This window comes from Aurantimicrobium minutum, from assembly GCF_002355535.1.
Lineage (GTDB): Bacteria > Actinomycetota > Actinomycetes > Actinomycetales > Microbacteriaceae > Aurantimicrobium > Aurantimicrobium minutum.
This window is the reverse complement of record NZ_AP017457.1, coordinates 41,149-56,817: the sequence shown is the minus strand read 5'-3', so window position 1 is coordinate 56,817 and position 15,669 is coordinate 41,149. Positions and strand designations below refer to the sequence as shown.

Below are 15,669 nucleotides of genomic sequence, written 5' to 3'. Positions count from 1 at the left end.
TCGCTGATGGACAAGTTTGTTCGTGATGCGCTCCTCGGAGTAGGGGTCGCCGCTGCCGGCGCCCTGCTCTGGGGAACGCTCATCGAACGTAACCAGTTCACTTTGCGTGAAGTCGAAGCCAAAGTTTTAGAACCTGGTGCACAGCCCCTCCGTGTTCTTCACATTTCTGACTTACATCTTGCCCCCTGGCAAGAGGGCAAAATCGAGTGGATCAAGTCATTAGCTGCCCTGTCCCCCGATCTCGTTGTTGACACAGGTGACAACCTCGGTCACATCAATGCTCTTCCAGCTGTTGAAGAAGCGCTATCGGCTTTCCAGGGCATTCCTGGAGTCTTTGTCAACGGTTCCAACGACTATTTTGCTCCCGAGTTCAAAAACCCTTTCACTTATTTCGCTGGCCCCTCACGGGCCAAGACCCATGCGACTGTGCTGGATACAGCGGGACTGCAGCACTTCCTGACCAACGATTTAGGCTGGGCTAACCTCAACAACACTGCTGCCTCCATCCAGATTGGTGAACGCAGAATAGATTTCATGGGTGTGGATGACCCCCACCGCAACTTCGACTCGCTTTCTCGCATGGAACGCGCATTAGAGAGCTTGCAGTCTGAGGACATTTTTGAAGAAACTGCACCAGAGCTCACGATTGGTGTCGCACACGCCCCCTATCAGCGCATTCTGAACGAGTTCGTTGCTCAGGGTGCTCAAGTGATGTTTGCCGGTCACACCCACGGTGGTCAGGTTTGTGTTCCAGGATTTGGAGCATTGGTGACAAACTGCGATATCCCTCGCGATCAAGTCAAGGGATTGAGCACGTGGCGCCATGGCGCCCACACAGCCGCATTGAACGTCTCTGCAGGCCTGGGAACATCTATTTATGCTCCTGTGCGCTTTGCCTGCCCCCCAGAGGCTTCTCTGGTCACTCTCAGCCCCAGAGACTAGTTAGGGACGTCCCAAGCTGCTGTAGTGGAAGCCAGCTGCTCTCCACATGTCAGCATCTAGGACATTTCTGGCGTCCACGACTCGTTTGTGTGCCATGAGATCTCCTGCTACTCGCGGATCTAAGGCAACAAACTCTGGCCATTCGGTGACCAAAACGGCTATATCTGCACCCACCAAAACCTGCTCGAGAGTTTCAGCGACATTGAGTTCGGGGAATCGCTGCAGTGCAGGGCCGTGAGCTTGAGGGTCATAAGCAACAACATCTGCTCCAGCAGCAAGTAAACCTTGAGCAACATCCAAAGCAGGTGAGTCACGAACATCGTCGGAGTGGGGCTTAAAGGCTAGACCCAACACCGCCACCCGCAGGCCTGCAGTATCCCCTCCGGCATCAGAGATGACGCGGGCAATAACTCGCTCACGTTGGCGCAGGTTAATGGCATCCACTTCATCTAAGAATGCGACCGAGGAACCTAAGCCAAGTTCTTGAGCACGAGCAGAGAAAGCTCTAATGTCCTTCGGCAAACACCCGCCACCAAACCCCACTCCAGCGTTGAGAAATTTCCTGCCAATACGCGCGTCATAACCAATGGCATCGGCTAGCTCAGTGACATTAGCGCCTGTTGCCTCTGCAATCTCGCTCATGGCGTTGATGAAACTAATTTTGGTAGCAAGAAACGCATTAGCTGCAGTCTTAACCAGCTCTGCCGTTGCTAGATCGGTCTCGACAACTGGTGTTCCAGAAGCAATCGCTTGTGAATACACATCCCTAAGTGCTGATCGTGCCTGCTGTGCGCCAGGGCCTTCACCAAAACCAAAGACCAGCCGGTCTGGTGAGAGTGTGTCTTTGATTGCGAAGCCCTCTCGCAAGAATTCTGGATTCCATGCCAGGGTTGCCGAACTGCCTGCAGCCAGGAGCCGGTGAGATAGAGCCTCTGCTGTGCCAACAGGAACTGTGCTCTTTCCCACGATGACATCCGTTGATCCCAGATGAGGAATCAGAGCATCAACAGCTGCATGGACATAGCGAAGATCTGCGGCGCCACTGTTCTCACTTTGGGGTGTTCCTACAGCGATAAAGTGCAGCGATGCTCCCGCAACTTCACTGATGTCTGTGGTGAAACGCAGACGCCCAGAATCTAGAGAAGAAGCAAGTATTTCTGGCAGACCTGGCTCAAAGAAGGGTGGTTTGCCTTGAGCGAGAGCGTCAACTTTCGCCGCATCGACATCGACGGCAATAACCTCATGCCCAAGGTCGGCCATGGCTGCTGCATGCACTGCACCCAGATAGCCGCAACCGATGACCGAGATGCGCATGGTGAGAAATTAGCTAAAGTCGGGGTCTGGTTCGTAGGAGTAGGCAACAGGCCACTGGCGACGACCAGCGTTGAGTACACCGTTGCTTTCGATGAGGTAGCAGTTACCACAGAGAGTTTCGTAGTGAACAGCAACGCCATCAATAGCAACTTGTTCACCATCAAAGATAAAACGGTCGTTGTATTTACGAGCGTTGAAGATTGCCTTCTTGCCACAGCGGCAGATGGTCTTCAGCTCATCAATTTCGTGAGAGATCTCCAACAGGCGACGTGAGCCAGGGAAAGCCACAGTCTGGAAGTCGGTGCGAATACCAAACGCCATGACAGGAATGTCTTCGAGCAACGCGATTCGGAGCAGGTCATCAACCTGAGCTTCACTGAGGAACTGTGCCTCATCGACCATGAAGCACTTGACGTCAGCTCCGGTCTTGCGGATGATTTCTTCACGCTCGTGCTGGAAGAGGCCATAGACGTCGCTCTCTTCAGCAATGACGAAGTCAGAGCGGCGGGTAATACCCACACGAGATAGAACACCCATGTCACCCTTTTGATCAATCGCAGGCTTCGCGATGATGACAGAGTGCCCACGCTCTTCGTAGTTGTAAGCAGCCTGGAGCATTGCAGTACTCTTGCCGCTGTTCATAGCGCCATAACGGAAATAAAGCTTGGCCATTAGGTCAAATATCCATCCTCGGCTGCACGCCGAACCAAATCAGCCCGCCGGGACGCGGGTCTTCCAGCTCTAGCGTACTTCTCACGGACCCGTCTGAGGTATGTTTTGGCCGTCTCAAACTGAACATTCATAGCTTCTGCGACATCTTTTGTTGCTAAACCTTGGCAATACAGCATCAATGCCTGTTCTTCCCCAGCACTCAAACGAGGCTTGGACAGCTCTTCGGCGTGTTGAATGGGCTCACCTGGGGTTCCCACGTGCATGGCAGGCATGCCCAACAATTGACGCATTGAGGCAGCAATGACCCTCATCGAGGTGGCCTTATCGAAGTATTCATCAGCGCCCGAGGCGTTGATACGTTCCTCAAGCTCGGTGCCACCGAGAGCACTAATCACCACGACCTTGGCTCCGGCAGCTTTACACGTTAGTACTCGTGCCTCAATCGAGACGTTTTCTGCCAACTGGTAGTCCATCAAAACCATGTCGGCAGGAAAAGCAGGGTTGCCTAGGCACCCCGCCCAGGAGGTTTCACTACAGACCACGTCGAAATCTGGAGCGTTTTCAGAAAACCAACTTGTGATGCTTTCGACCAAGAGTCCGTGGTCATCCAAAATCGCCAACGTCGCAGGTGCCCTGCGTCCCCCATTAGTTTGCATAGTAGAACAACACCTTCACTTCCCCATCTTGTTCAATCATGCGGACATCTTGAAACACTACGTACATCACACGCAGATAGGGGGCGAGTTTGATTCTCAAACGATAGCTGGCGGCACTGCGTTCGCCGTGGTCTTTTCCTAACACCACACAGGAGAGGCGATCTGTTGCAGGATCTGACCGCAAGGACACCGTAATTGATCGCACTCCGTTATCTCTCAAACCGGTGATTAGTGCAGAAATGCTGGATTGAGAAGAGAGATCAAAACGTCCCAACAATTGCTCTGGATCGTGCAGCTCACACCCAATACGCTCTACCCATGTTCGAGTGGAAAGGGTGAGAAGTTCTCCACGAATTTCACCGGAGAGTTGCCGAGCTTTTTCGACATCCTCCGCATTGACGCGACCTGTTTCAAGAAGTTCCACATAAAAATGTTTCACCTCGTCTATGAAAGGTTTCGTCACTTCAGCGGTCACGGCACTACTCGGCTGAGATGGTGGCTGCGCTAGTTCACTCACTGTTGCATTCCAGGCCCTGAGCACACTTGTTGCTTTTTGGGTGTAGCTAGCTTGGCCGAGGACAACGATGGCAATAAGAGTGATACCGGAAACAGCAAAGTACGCCGGCCCAAAGGGAATGTCCAGACTCAGGCTGTTTAAGGCCAACAAGCCCCCGACGGACAGCACCGCTGCCAAACCGGCGTAGTACTGGTCTGAAAGTGGCCGATAACCACTGGCACTGGTAAACAGCAAAGCTAACGCAATTGGTCCCCACTCGAAGAAGTAACCTGTGACGTGGTTATCCATCGCCCCGACTTGAAAACATGCTGCGCAGATCGCAAAAAAGACAACGAGTGTGTAACTCCATTTGCCATAGGGAGCATGCCGTGGAGCGGCAAACCACAGGTGCAGTCCGAGTGAAAGAGTCATAAAAATAATTGCGATAGCCATTAAGTACATGTTGGAAATATGTACCAGTGAAGAAACTGAGGCCAGTACCACATAGCACCACGTAACAAGAACGATGACTATTGCTCCTTCCCAGCTTGTGGCAGCGGTGAGCGGATCGATTTGTTGCAGGCTACGACCTCTATCGCTCATCTCTCACCTCCGTGGGCAACTGCATCATGATGGCCGCACCATGATTAGGATTCGACCAAATTCGAACAGTGCCGCCGGCCTGCTCAATACGTTCTCTCACGGAAAGTTTTAGACCTAAACGATCAGTAGGGATGGCCTCAACGTCAAAACCAACACCGCCATCAATAACTGTGATGCTCACATTCGAAGGAATACCTAACAACACCACTTCTGCATTTTTCTGACCTGAGTGAGCCAAAACATTCGCTAAACACTGACTCAGTGCAGCTGCGGTGGCGGTGATTTGATCGTTCGTCAGATTTTCTAAGGAAGCAAGATCGCCGCTGAGGTTGATGACGAGTCCGTTTCGCTCCGCTTCGGCGAGCGCAGTTGAGACGGGGCTCAAGCGTTCACGAGTATCAGAACTCAATTCTGGTGAAGTAGCTGTCTGCCGGGTCGTTGTGAGTTCACTGTTCTCGAGGCGTGCGAGTTGGGCCTCAATGGATTCGCGAACATCCTGCTGGAGCATTCCCGGTTTAGTTTGCGCAATCAGGGCCAGGTTGGCCAACAACGTGTCATGAAGATGAGCAGCAATATCTTTCGCCGAGGCAACCACTTGGGCATCCTGTGAAATGAAATCCATGCTGTTATCAAGAGAAGGTTGAATCTTGCTCTGAGCTCGCAGTAGCCCCGGTGTGAACGATACGGCTAACACCACAATGACGTATCCCACAAGAAGGCGATTATCGAATTCAAAAACCCCACCGGCAAGCTGTGCTCCGACAAAAATAGCCACATTCGCAATCACATAACCCAGGGTTGCCCAGAACAATCTGTCCCGAACACGAGCAGCAACACCACAGGTAGTAATCAGAGCAAAGCCAAGCAGGGTAAAGGGCAAGAATTTTGTAGAAACCACATCAGGCATGGTGGCGAGCGCTGCCCACGAAACAATGACTAAACAAATGCCTAAGAAAACTAAATACAGAGATGCCGAGAAGGGTGACAGCGGGGAAAACATGAGCCACCACAACACAAAACCAGGAAAGCCAACCAAGAACCCTGCCCACAACACGGCAGCATTGCCCTCATGCCATCCGGCCAGCAGAAGTAGAACTTCAGCAAAGATGACGGAATAGGCCGAGTAAACCAAGAAGAGGCGAGAGAGTGCTTGAGCAAACAAGACAGGTGCGAGTTTGGCAGGAATACCAATCTGCATTCTCGCTCCCCCTCACCCAAATGGCCGTAAAGACCAGTCTTCCCTATGTGGAGAGTTTGAGCGCCTTAGCCGAAGCAGCAAAGGACTTCTTTGCCGTCGCAGGGTTGTCAGATAAACGTGTTCCGAAACTAGGAATCATTTTCTTGATCTCTGGCTCCCAGCCGGCAAACTCAGTGGGGAAGCAGCGCTTGAGTACGTCCAACATGACGGGCACGGACACAGAAGCACCAGGCGAGGCTCCCAACAATCCAGCAATAGTGCCATCGGCTGAGGCAATGACCTCAGTACCAAACTGAAGCACGCCCACCTTCTTGGGGTCAGACTTCATGACCTGAACGCGCTGACCGGCGGTGATGAGCTCCCAGTCTTCGTGCTGAGCTTCAGGGAAAAATTCACGCAACGCATCGAGCTTCTTTTGCGGGCTCGCCATCAATTCGCCGATGAGGTATTTCAGCAAGTCAAGGTTGGTTGCTCCGACAGCCAGCATGGGGAAAATATTGTTCAGTCGAATCGAACCGGGAAGATCGAACCAGGAACCCTCTTTGAGGAACTTTGGAGTAAAGCCTGCGAAAGGTCCAAACAACAATGACTTTTCGCCATCAACAACACGGGTGTCTAAGTGAGGAACTGACATGGGTGGCGCGCCAACAGATGCCTTGCCATAGACCTTGGCCTGGTGGCGGGCAACAAGGGCTGGGTTGGTGGTGCGCAGGAACTGCCCAGAGATGGGGAATCCGCCGAAGCCCTTGGCTTCTTTGATTCCCGCGCTTTGAAGCAGTGACAACGCGCCACCACCGGCACCAACAAACACAAACTTGGCCGTGATGGAGTGCGGGGTGTTTCCCACCATGTCACGCATTTGTAGACGCCAGTGCCCGTTGTGGAGTTTCTTGACCGAGGTCACCTGAGTTCCTGTGCGCAGTTTCGCGCCGTTCTCAGTGATGAAGTTGAAGAGTTGCTTGGTCAGTGATCCGTAATCAACGTCTGTTCCTGATGTGATGCGGGTGGCAGCAATCGGCTCGTCACCGGTGCGACCATCCATCAGCAGGGGGGTCCACTGAGCAATGACGTCAGGATCCTCTGAGTACTCCATGCCTGCAAACAAAGGCTGATCTTTGAGCACTGCATAGCGCTTACGAAGATATTCCACGTTCGCTTCTCCCCAAACGAAGGTCATGTGAGGAGTTGAGTTGATGAAGGTGGTGGGTGCATCAAGCATCTTGGAAGCGACCATGTATGCCCAGAACTGGAGAGAGACCTGGAATTGTTCATTAATCGCCACAGCTTTGGAAGGCTCAACCGAACCATCAGGTGCTTCGGGCATGTAGTTCAGTTCGCACAAACCAGCGTGACCGGTACCTGCGTTGTTCCAGGGGTTTGAGCTTTCCTGAGCCACTTCGCCCAGACGCTCATATACCTGGATGCTCCAGTCAGGTTGCAGCTGTTTAATGAGTGCGCCGAGCGTGGCGCTCATAATTCCGCCACCAATCAGGGCGACGTCAACTGTCTTTGCATTCACATCCGCAAGTTTACGTGGCAAAGCTACTGAGCACTGCCCTCAGTGCTTCCAGCTACCGGGAGGAACAGTGAAGGCCACCAGAAGCGTTTCTGGTGGCCTTCGTGAAATGGTGCAGAGAATTAGGCGCGATCAGCTGCAATCAACTCAGCAATTTGCACTGCGTTGAGGGCAGCGCCCTTACGCAGGTTGTCATTGCTGACAAACATTGCCAGACCGCGACCGCCATCCACTGTCTCATCAGCGCGAATACGACCAACGAAAGAAGGATCAGCTCCTGCAGCTTGAAGTGGTGTGGGAACTTCTTCTAGCTGAACACCAGGAGCGTCTGCGAGCAATTCGCGAGCGCGCTCTGGCGAAATAGCCTTACCAAACTTTGCGTTGATAGAGAGTGAGTGACCAGTGAACACGGGAACACGGACACACAAGCCGGAAACCAAAAGCTCAGGAAGCTCCAGAATCTTGCGGCTTTCGTTGCGCAACTTCTTTTCTTCATCGGTTTCGTTGAGGCCGTCCTCAACGATGGAGCCTGCAAGCGGAACAACATCGAAGGCGATGGTCTTGACGTATTTCACGGGTGTGGGGAAAGAAATAGCTGAACCGTCGTGAACGAGGTCTTCAATGTTTCCCTGCTCAACGGCAGCACGAACTTGGCCAGCAAGTTCTTCAGCACCGGCCAGACCAGAACCGGACACAGCCTGAAAGGTGGTCACGTTCATGCGCTCAAGCCCTGCTTCAGCATCGAGAACTTTGAGCACAGGCATGGCCGCCATGGTGGTGCAGTTGGGGTTGGCAATAATTCCTTTGACTGCCTGCTTGATGGCGTGAGGGTTGACCTCAGAGACAACCAGAGGAACCTCTGGGTCCATGCGCCATGCGGAGGAGTTGTCTACCACGGTTACCCCAGCTGCGGCAAAGCGTGGAGCTTGTGCTTTAGAGGCGGTGGCTCCTGCAGAGAACAGAGCTACGTCGATTCCCGCTGGGTCTGCTGTTTCCACATCTTCAACAACGACATCGTGACCAGCGTAGGGAAGCACGCTCCCGGCAGATCGAGCCGAAGCAAAGAAACGAATCGACTTGACTGGGAAGTTTCGCTCTTCGAGCAAACGACGCATGACCTTACCGACCTGGCCGGTTGCGCCGACAACGGCAACATTGAGCCCCTCGGGGGCGATGGCGGTCATCGGCCAGTTCCCGCGTGAACGACTGCCTCAACTGCGGAGTCAAGACCGAAAGCAGTGTGAACCTTACGCAATGCCTCGTTGAGCTGGTCTGCACGCATGATGACCGAGATGCGAATCTCGGAGGTAGAAATCATGTCGATGTTGACGCCTGCTTCAAACAGCGCAGTGAACAGCTGAGCGGAAACACCCGAGCTGGTGCGCATACCCGCACCCACCACAGAGAGCTTGCCGATGTTCTCATCGAGTGCGAGATCAGTGAAACCGATCTGTGACTGTGCAGACTTGAGAGCAGCGAGAGCGGAGTCAGCTTCAGCCTTGGGGAGGGTGAAAGAAATATCAGTCTGTCCGGTTCCTGCAGGCGATACGTTCTGCACGATCATGTCGATGTTCACATCTGCCTCGGCAACGATGGTGAAGATCTGCGCTGCTTTACCTGGGACGTCTGGAACACCGGCGACGGTGATCTTGGCCTCGCTCAGGTCACCGGCGACACCGGTGATGATGGGCTCTTCCACTGTTTCTCCCTCCGTGGGGTTGTACACGATTGTTCCCTCGTCAGGGACGAAGGAGGAGCGCACGTGCAATGTCACGCCGTGACGGCGTGCATATTCTGTTGCGCGAATGTTGAGAACTTTGGCACCGTTTGCTGCCAACTCCAGCATTTCTTCGGTTGAAATGCGGTGAATTTTGGATGCGTGAGGAACAACGCGAGGGTCTGCAGTAAAGACACCATCCACGTCAGTGTAAATCTCACACACATCTGCGTTGAGGGCTGCAGCAAGGGCAACAGCTGAAGTGTCCGATCCACCACGACCGAGTGTGGTGATGTCACCGGTGGAACGGTTGAAACCTTGGAATCCAGCAACAATGGCAATGTCGCCATCTGCCACCGCGTCACGCAGACGGTCAGGGGTTACTTCAACGATGCGAGCAGTACCGTGCTGGGCATCGGTGATCATTCCCGCCTGAGATCCAGTGAAGGATTTTGCATCGTGCCCGAGAGAGCGCACTGCCATGGCAACCAAGGCCATAGAGATTCGCTCACCAGCGGTGAGCAACATGTCAAGCTCACGTGGTGCGTGATCGTGTGAGACCTCGTTAGCAAGATCCATCAATTCGTCGGTGGTGTCACCCATGGCCGACACGACAACAACGACGTCGTTTCCGGCTTCGCGAGTATCGACGATGCGCTTGGCGACGCGCTTGATGCTTTCGGCATCAGCAACGGACGATCCGCCATATTTCTGCACAATCAAGCTCACGGTTTGAAACTCCTGAAAGAAGATGCTCACGGCTTCGTTTCACGCGAGCTGGAAACTCTATTCTACGGGGAGTTTCAGGGGGCTTTTTACGCTCAGGAGACGGTGCGACGGCCTTCGAAGGCGCGACCGAGGGTCACTTCGTCGGCATATTCCAAATCGCCGCCAACAGGAAGACCCGAAGCAAGACGCGAGACCTTAATTTCTAGAGTCTTCAACAAGCGAGAGAGATACGTCGCGGTTGCTTCACCTTCGAGGTTGGGGTCGGTGGCGATGATGACCTCTGTCACAGTCCCGTCCGCTAAACGCGTCATGAGTTGGCGAATACGAAGGTCGTCAGGCCCAATTCCATCAATGGGGCTGATTGCTCCGCCCAGAACGTGGTAGAGCCCGCGGAATTCCCGGGTGCGCTCAATAGCAACGACGTCTTTGGCTTCTTCCACGACACAGATAAACGTGGGGTCACGCCTGGGGTCACGGCAGATAGCGCAGGTCACTTCTTCAGATACGTTTCCGCAAATCTCACAGAACTTAACTTTTTCCCGAACTTCCAACAACACTGCTGACAGGCGGGTCACATCGAAGGATTCTGTTTGCAGAATATGAAACGCAATGCGCTGAGCTGACTTGGGTCCCACACCGGGAAGTCGGCCCAATTCATCAATGAGCTCCTGAACTATGCCGTCATACATGCCTAGTCCTCAGTAGTAATAACAGGAGTGGGGGCAGTGACCTCTTCAGAAATGAACTTGGCATCCAAGATCTCCCGAACGACTGCTTCGCCATAACGACGGTCTTGCAGCTCAGCTTCCTCTGCGCTGAGTTGAGAACCAGCGTCAGCCACTTCTGGCTCAACCGGTGTCTTCGAATCCGTGGATGGTTCATCATCAAGGACAGCTGAAGTTCCCGAGGGGATTGCAACAACATCCCAGCCGTCATCGGCGGGCTCATCCACGGGAGATTCTTCTGAAAGTTCAGCTGGTGGTTCCTCAGGAAGCGGAGGCTCCTCATCTGCAGGTGCTGGGGTTGCAAACTCTCGCGGAGCGTTGGGAGATGATGCCACAGCATCTGTTGCTGTGCTGACTTTGTCGATAGGTGCGGTCGCACTGGAGTCACTGGAAACTTTGAAGCTCACGCGAACACCAACGGTATCCAGGATTGCTTGACGCAAAATTTCGTGGACACCGCCGGGAACACCTTTTTGCGGACGGAAAGAGGCGGCGTCAGCTTCGTTGCTAAAGACGAGCGTGAGCACATCATCTTCAAGAGAGCGAACCTGCGCAGCAACAACGACGAGCCATGCTGCACGAGACTTCGCCTGGATTTTCTCCAATACAGCAGGCCATGCTTCAAGAAGTTCACGTGTTCCCACTGGCCCGGCTGGAACCACCTTGGGTTCTTCCTTGACTGGCTCTGGGGCTGGCGCAGGCTTATCAACCTTGGGCGATGGTGCAGAAGCAACTGGGGCAGCAGGTGTTGGAGCTGGCGCTGGGGCATCCTTTTTCTGCGCAGCAGGCGCAGCAGGCAGTGCGGATGCAACTGGAGCAGCAACCGCGCCAGAAGCACTACCCGTGGCTCGAACAAGCAGACGGGCAATCATCAGTTCAAGATGGAGACGCGGTGAGGTTGCACCCGTCATCTCAGTCAGCGAGGAATTCACCACATCTGCGGCTCTGGAAAGCTCCGCGGCACCAAAGTTCTGAGCTTGAGCCTGCATACGCTCGAGTTCGTCTGAGGGAATACCGCGCAGTACCGCGTTAGCGTTTGCTCCCGTAGCGGCAACAAGAATGAGATCACGCAGTCGTTCAAGAAGGTCTTCCACAAAACGACGAGGATCTTGACCTGTCTGAATCACTCGATCAACAGCAGCAAATGCTCCTGCAGAATCACCCGCGGCGAGCGCATCAACGGCTTCATCGAGCAGTGCAGCGTGGGTATATCCCAGGAGGGAAACAGCACGTTCGTAGGTGACGGCATCATTTTCTGAACCGGCAATGAGTTGATCAAGCAAGGAGAGAGTGTCTCGGGCAGATCCGCCGCCTGCACGAACAACCAATGCCAGAACACCTGGTTCAACTGTGATGTTTTCCGAGGCGCACAAGCTCTCGCAGTATTCCAACATTTGTGCTGGAGGAATCAAGCGGAATGGGTAGTGGTGGGTGCGCGAACGAATCGTGCCAATAACTTTCTCAGGTTCAGTAGTAGCGAAAATGAACTTCACATGCTCTGGCGGTTCTTCAACGAGCTTAAGCAAGGCGTTGAAGCCCTGCGGGGTGACCATGTGTGCCTCATCGAGGATGAAGATTTTGTAGCGGTCACGAGCAGGAGCAAAGACAGCACGCTCACGTAAGTCACGCGCATCGTCAACACCGTTGTGGCTGGCTGCGTCAATTTCAACAACGTCGAGTGATCCGCCACCGTCACGAGAAAGCTCAATACAACTGGGGCATACGCCACAAGGAGTGTCGGTTGGGCCTTCGGTACAGTTCAAGCATCGAGCCAGAATTCGAGCAGAGGTTGTCTTACCGCAACCACGGGGACCGCTGAAAAGATATGCGTGGTTCACACGATTAGTTCGGAGCGCCGTCATCAACGGTTCGGTGACGTGGGATTGCCCAATTACGTCAGCGAAGGATTCAGGCCGATAACGGCGATACAGTGCGGTAGCCACAGTTCAATAGTACGCGTCAGAGCCGACATCCAGACCACTTCGTCAACGCTGTGAGCGCAATAAAAAGGACCCCTCGCGCACCCGCCAGAGCCCGGTTACCCTTGCTACGTTTCCGTCCTGGGGGAGTTGGCCTGGATGGCGCCACGCGAGGAGCCAAACAACATTCTAAAGCACGTAACTGTGATGCACATTCTCGGTTCGTCAGCACCAGTGTTGAGCAGTTAGAATATTCAAGTTGTCCTCTTGCGCAAGCAAGCGGGCCATCAGGAGGATTCGCCTAGTGGCCTATGGCGCACGCTTGGAAAGCGTGTTGGGTTAACGCCCTCGGGGGTTCGAATCCCCCATTCTCCGCCACCGAAAATGACCGCCCCTCGTGGCGGTCATTTTGTTTAAGCTAACTCCCGTTATCTGTCTCCAGTAGTGTGTGGCCATGGTTAATTCTCTTTTCGTGAATCTCCCAATAGCCAATCTCAAGAACTCTGTTGAGTTCTTTACCGGGCTTGGATTCACTTTCAATCCTCAGTTCACTGATGAGCAGTCCACCTGCATGATTGTCAACGACAACATTTTCATCATGCTGCTCGAACACGCAAAGTTTGAAAGCTTCATCGAGAAGAAGATCGCTCCCAAAGACACAGCTGAAGCTATTTTTGGACTGTCGTGTGACTCTGCTGAGGATGTTCGTACGCTGTGTGAGAAGGCTTTTTCTTTGGGGGCGCGCAAAGTCAATGAACCTGAAGATATTGGCTTCATGTTCAGCTGGGGTTTTGAAGATCTGGATGGCCACTTATGGGATGTGTTCTGGATGAATCCAGATCACATCCTCGACTAATCCTCTTTCCTGAGAAGGTACATGTATGCCCACCCCTATTGATTTCACAACCGTCTCCACGCACGGTCTTGAGTCCTCTCCTCACGCGGAGGCGCTTGCAGGGCTACGAGCAAATGAAGCACGTTATTTCAAGAACAAATACGACCTCGTTTTTGAAACAACTCCAGCCAGCGAAGCGCCGGAGCTCGTGGACTACGTAGCCACAGTTTTACTCGAGCGAGACATCGTTGTGGCATCCACCCCGCTCGAGGTCACCGAGATGATGGTTGACACTGCAGACGGGCTCGTTCGCTGGACCTATGTTTTTTATGAAAGCGGTCTTGCCATCAACGTTCTTTATACCGTCAATGACAATAAAAAACGTGCTGTCGGATTCAAGCTCTCGGATGGTATGGATGTTCCAGAAGAACTAAACAAGTTCAAATTTGCCCGGATGAAATCCAAGCTGGCTGGAACAATTCGTGGCAGCTATTTTGTCGTAAAAGGCGAGTACTAATTACAACTACCAGGGTGAATCGCGCTCGTGATCCCTGGTGGCATCACGCGGGTAGTTGGTGAGCTCGCTAGCCCCAGCTCGAATGCAGATCCAGCGCAATTGGCCATCGCTTTCAGGCAGGGCACGCCAGGTCCGCCACACACCCTGTCCGACCCGAACTACTGAACCGGCTGTGACGTCAATGATGTCCTCATCAAGACCCATCTGACCCGAGCCTTCCAGAAAGATATAGAGCTCTTCGATTTCAGAGTGGGTGTGCCAGTATCCGGCTTCTTCACCGGGTTCCTAGGCATTGGCAGTCATGCCAATGAACTGGTTGGTCATTTCATGATCGACGACCCTCCGCCCCTGACGAGTCGTCTGGGGCACGAAGCCACCAAGGTAATCGCGCCAAGTGCTTGGCGCGCCAATGTTCGTGATTTCGTAACCGCTCATGCTGTCACGCTAGCAACCACCCACATGCAATGGAAGGACTAATTCGCCACCAAAAAAAGCATGTATTGGCCCCCGCCAGAAGTGATCTGGGTACTCACTGAGAGGTCAGGGGCATATCGCGAGAGTCGATCAAGTAACCACTCGGATGCTTGTTCGGCATCCTCTTGGCTAGGGCACCGAGCTATCACTTCACGGCCGCCCTTGCGCTGCAAACGGTCAACGGTTGCCACAATCGGAGATGGGTCAATGACTAGAAGTTCAGTACCCCAGGGCACAACAGGAGCTTTTTTGCCCTTCATGGTGTTGCAATCGCGATGAGCTAAACGTTCAACAGTGACAACGTTCTTCTTTGACTTGGCCACCGAGTAGCTATCAACACTGGGGCCCCGGTCCGAATTCACCGATGCATCAGGGTCCACAGCGGTGTCACACAACCAGCAAATCCAATTGTCGCGCTGGCCTACTTCGTTCAAATCGCTCATGACATCAGGGTACGCGAAAGCCTCAGCCTTCAGGAAAAGTGCTGCAACCACAGATAGACTCACTCAATCCCTCCCGCAAGAACAGCAGTGCAGTAAATGAGCGAATACCCCATTGATCACCTCAGCGATGAAGAATCCTGGGACGTCATTCAGACCAATCACATTGGTCGGATAGCCAGTGCGCGCGAGGGCGCACCTGACATTTACCCCATCGCATACGTCACTCATAACTGGAAGATCTACTTCCGCACCGGTGCCGAATCACGATTGCGCAAAGAAACCGATGGCCGCCTCGTTGCCTTCGAAGCAGCACATCAAATGATGCGCCACTTCTCCAGCACAGTTGCTCTTGGCCTTGTTAGAACTTTGACCAGTGCCGAGGCTGCTCAGGTTCTCGACGAGCTTCCCATCGTTGAATTCGCTCCCAATAGTGCATATGTCTGGATGGAATTCTCGCCTAACGAAGTTCGTGGCAGGCGCTTAAACGTCTTGGACCCACGAAGATAAAGTCGGCTAGAGCACCATATACATCGCAAGAATCAATAAGATTCCTGCGAGAACAATGCTGGGGATAGCGCCCTTGTTGTCTTTGAGGCGCAGGTGATACACCGCTGCGCCGATCATGAGTGCTGCCAAGCACAGTGCGGCGATCAGCGGAATGAGCAAACCAAGACCGACGATTCCGGGAAGAACCAATCCCAGACCACCAGCAAGTTCTGCATATCCGATGAGTCGAACGTTGCGCTTGCTGAAGGTGTTCACCCAGGGCATCTGACCAGCTAGTTCAGGGATTGGGCGAAAAGCTTTCTTCGTTCCCACGAAAACAAAAAGAACCGCAACAGCAAGGTTCAAAATCGACAACACGATAGCCATAAAAACTCCTCAGTAACGCAGGAACTTTATTGCTCCCCCA

18 protein-coding genes, 1 tRNA gene and 1 other RNA gene are annotated in these 15,669 nt (G+C 53.4%); 6 read left to right on the top strand and 14 right to left on the bottom strand.

Annotated elements, in window-relative coordinates; translation table 11 throughout:
• Positions 1-6: 6 nt before the first annotated feature.
• Positions 7-942, top strand: coding sequence for a metallophosphoesterase (locus AUMI_RS00325; protein ID WP_096380067.1), 936 nt, complete (start codon positions 7-9; stop codon positions 940-942).
• Here AUMI_RS00325 and AUMI_RS00320 read toward each other — a convergent pair whose 3' ends face one another.
• From AUMI_RS00320 to ffs, 11 genes are all read right to left on the bottom strand, one after another.
• Positions 943-2,256 (bottom strand): UDP-glucose dehydrogenase family protein, encoded by a 1,314-nt coding sequence (locus AUMI_RS00320; protein ID WP_096380064.1) that lies wholly within the window; start codon positions 2,254-2,256, stop codon positions 943-945. It lies immediately after the preceding gene.
• A gap of 9 nt (positions 2,257-2,265) precedes the next feature.
• A complete protein-coding gene (locus AUMI_RS00315; protein ID WP_096380063.1) occupies positions 2,266-2,928 on the bottom strand; it encodes a thymidine kinase in 663 nt (220 codons plus the stop codon).
• The gene (locus AUMI_RS00310) at positions 2,928-3,584 is read right to left on the bottom strand and encodes a response regulator transcription factor (RefSeq protein ID WP_096380060.1); all 657 of its coding nucleotides are present in this window, start codon (positions 3,582-3,584) and stop codon (positions 2,928-2,930) included. The genes AUMI_RS00315 and AUMI_RS00310 overlap by 1 nt, the downstream gene beginning before the upstream one ends.
• The gene (locus AUMI_RS00305; RefSeq protein ID WP_096380059.1) at positions 3,574-4,683 is read right to left on the bottom strand and encodes a hypothetical protein; all 1,110 of its coding nucleotides are present in this window, start codon (positions 4,681-4,683) and stop codon (positions 3,574-3,576) included. The genes AUMI_RS00310 and AUMI_RS00305 overlap by 11 nt, the downstream gene beginning before the upstream one ends.
• Positions 4,673-5,881 (bottom strand): sensor histidine kinase, encoded by a 1,209-nt coding sequence (locus AUMI_RS00300; protein WP_096380056.1) that lies wholly within the window; start codon positions 5,879-5,881, stop codon positions 4,673-4,675. The genes AUMI_RS00305 and AUMI_RS00300 overlap by 11 nt, the downstream gene beginning before the upstream one ends.
• 43 nt (positions 5,882-5,924) lie before the next feature.
• Complete coding sequence (locus AUMI_RS00295) at positions 5,925-7,400, bottom strand: malate:quinone oxidoreductase (RefSeq protein WP_096383343.1); 1,476 nt, start codon at positions 7,398-7,400, stop codon at positions 5,925-5,927.
• Between the two features lie 119 nt (positions 7,401-7,519).
• Positions 7,520-8,581 carry an aspartate-semialdehyde dehydrogenase gene (locus AUMI_RS00290; RefSeq protein WP_096380055.1) on the bottom strand — a complete coding sequence of 354 codons (1,062 nt, stop codon included), beginning with the start codon at positions 8,579-8,581 and terminating at the stop codon, positions 7,520-7,522.
• Positions 8,578-9,843, bottom strand: coding sequence for an aspartate kinase (locus AUMI_RS00285; protein ID WP_096383341.1), 1,266 nt, complete (start codon positions 9,841-9,843; stop codon positions 8,578-8,580). Before AUMI_RS00285 ends, AUMI_RS00290 begins: the two co-directional genes overlap by 4 nt.
• A gap of 92 nt (positions 9,844-9,935) precedes the next feature.
• Positions 9,936-10,532, bottom strand: a complete 597-nt coding sequence (recR, locus tag AUMI_RS00280) for a recombination mediator RecR (protein WP_096380052.1) — start codon at positions 10,530-10,532, stop codon at positions 9,936-9,938.
• Positions 10,533-10,534: 2 nt separating this feature from the next.
• Positions 10,535-12,511 carry a DNA polymerase III subunit gamma and tau gene (locus AUMI_RS00275; protein ID WP_096380051.1) on the bottom strand — a complete coding sequence of 659 codons (1,977 nt, stop codon included), beginning with the start codon at positions 12,509-12,511 and terminating at the stop codon, positions 10,535-10,537.
• A 61-nt stretch (positions 12,512-12,572) separates the two neighbouring features.
• Positions 12,573-12,669: signal recognition particle sRNA small type (gene ffs / locus AUMI_RS00270), an RNA gene on the bottom strand.
• Between the two features lie 108 nt (positions 12,670-12,777).
• On the opposite strand from ffs, the gene AUMI_RS00265 reads away from it, so the two are divergent.
• The 3 genes from AUMI_RS00265 to AUMI_RS00255 all read left to right on the top strand — a co-directional run bounded on the left by AUMI_RS00265 (position 12,778) and on the right by AUMI_RS00255 (position 13,839).
• A tRNA-Ser gene (locus AUMI_RS00265) sits at positions 12,778-12,865 on the top strand.
• A gap of 76 nt (positions 12,866-12,941) precedes the next feature.
• A complete protein-coding gene (locus tag AUMI_RS00260) occupies positions 12,942-13,343 on the top strand; it encodes a VOC family protein (protein ID WP_096380048.1) in 402 nt (133 codons plus the stop codon).
• Between the two features lie 25 nt (positions 13,344-13,368).
• Positions 13,369-13,839, top strand: coding sequence for a phage tail protein (locus tag AUMI_RS00255; protein ID WP_096380046.1), 471 nt, complete (start codon positions 13,369-13,371; stop codon positions 13,837-13,839).
• 6 nt (positions 13,840-13,845) lie between these two features.
• Here AUMI_RS00255 and AUMI_RS08235 read toward each other — a convergent pair whose 3' ends face one another.
• On the bottom strand, positions 13,846-14,067 hold the full coding sequence (locus tag AUMI_RS08235; RefSeq protein ID WP_342411750.1) for a cupin domain-containing protein: 222 nt from the start codon (positions 14,065-14,067) through the stop codon (positions 13,846-13,848).
• A gap of 27 nt (positions 14,068-14,094) precedes the next feature.
• Here AUMI_RS08235 and AUMI_RS08230 point away from each other — a divergent pair, with 27 nt between their 5' ends.
• The gene (locus AUMI_RS08230; RefSeq protein ID WP_231951753.1) at positions 14,095-14,316 is read left to right on the top strand and encodes a hypothetical protein; all 222 of its coding nucleotides are present in this window, start codon (positions 14,095-14,097) and stop codon (positions 14,314-14,316) included.
• Here AUMI_RS08230 and AUMI_RS00245 read toward each other — a convergent pair.
• Entirely contained in the window at positions 14,313-14,756 is a 444-nt protein-coding gene (locus AUMI_RS00245) for a hypothetical protein (protein ID WP_096383339.1), read from the bottom strand. The two genes, AUMI_RS08230 and AUMI_RS00245, sit on opposite strands and share 4 nt — an antisense overlap.
• A gap of 96 nt (positions 14,757-14,852) precedes the next feature.
• On the opposite strand from AUMI_RS00245, the gene AUMI_RS00240 reads away from it, so the two are divergent.
• Entirely contained in the window at positions 14,853-15,263 is a 411-nt protein-coding gene (locus tag AUMI_RS00240) for a pyridoxamine 5'-phosphate oxidase family protein (RefSeq protein ID WP_096380044.1), read from the top strand.
• A gap of 6 nt (positions 15,264-15,269) precedes the next feature.
• Here the strand turns inward: AUMI_RS00240 and AUMI_RS00235 are convergent, their stop codons facing one another.
• A complete protein-coding gene (locus AUMI_RS00235) occupies positions 15,270-15,629 on the bottom strand; it encodes a DoxX family protein (protein ID WP_096380041.1) in 360 nt (119 codons plus the stop codon).
• Positions 15,630-15,669 lie beyond the last annotated feature (40 nt).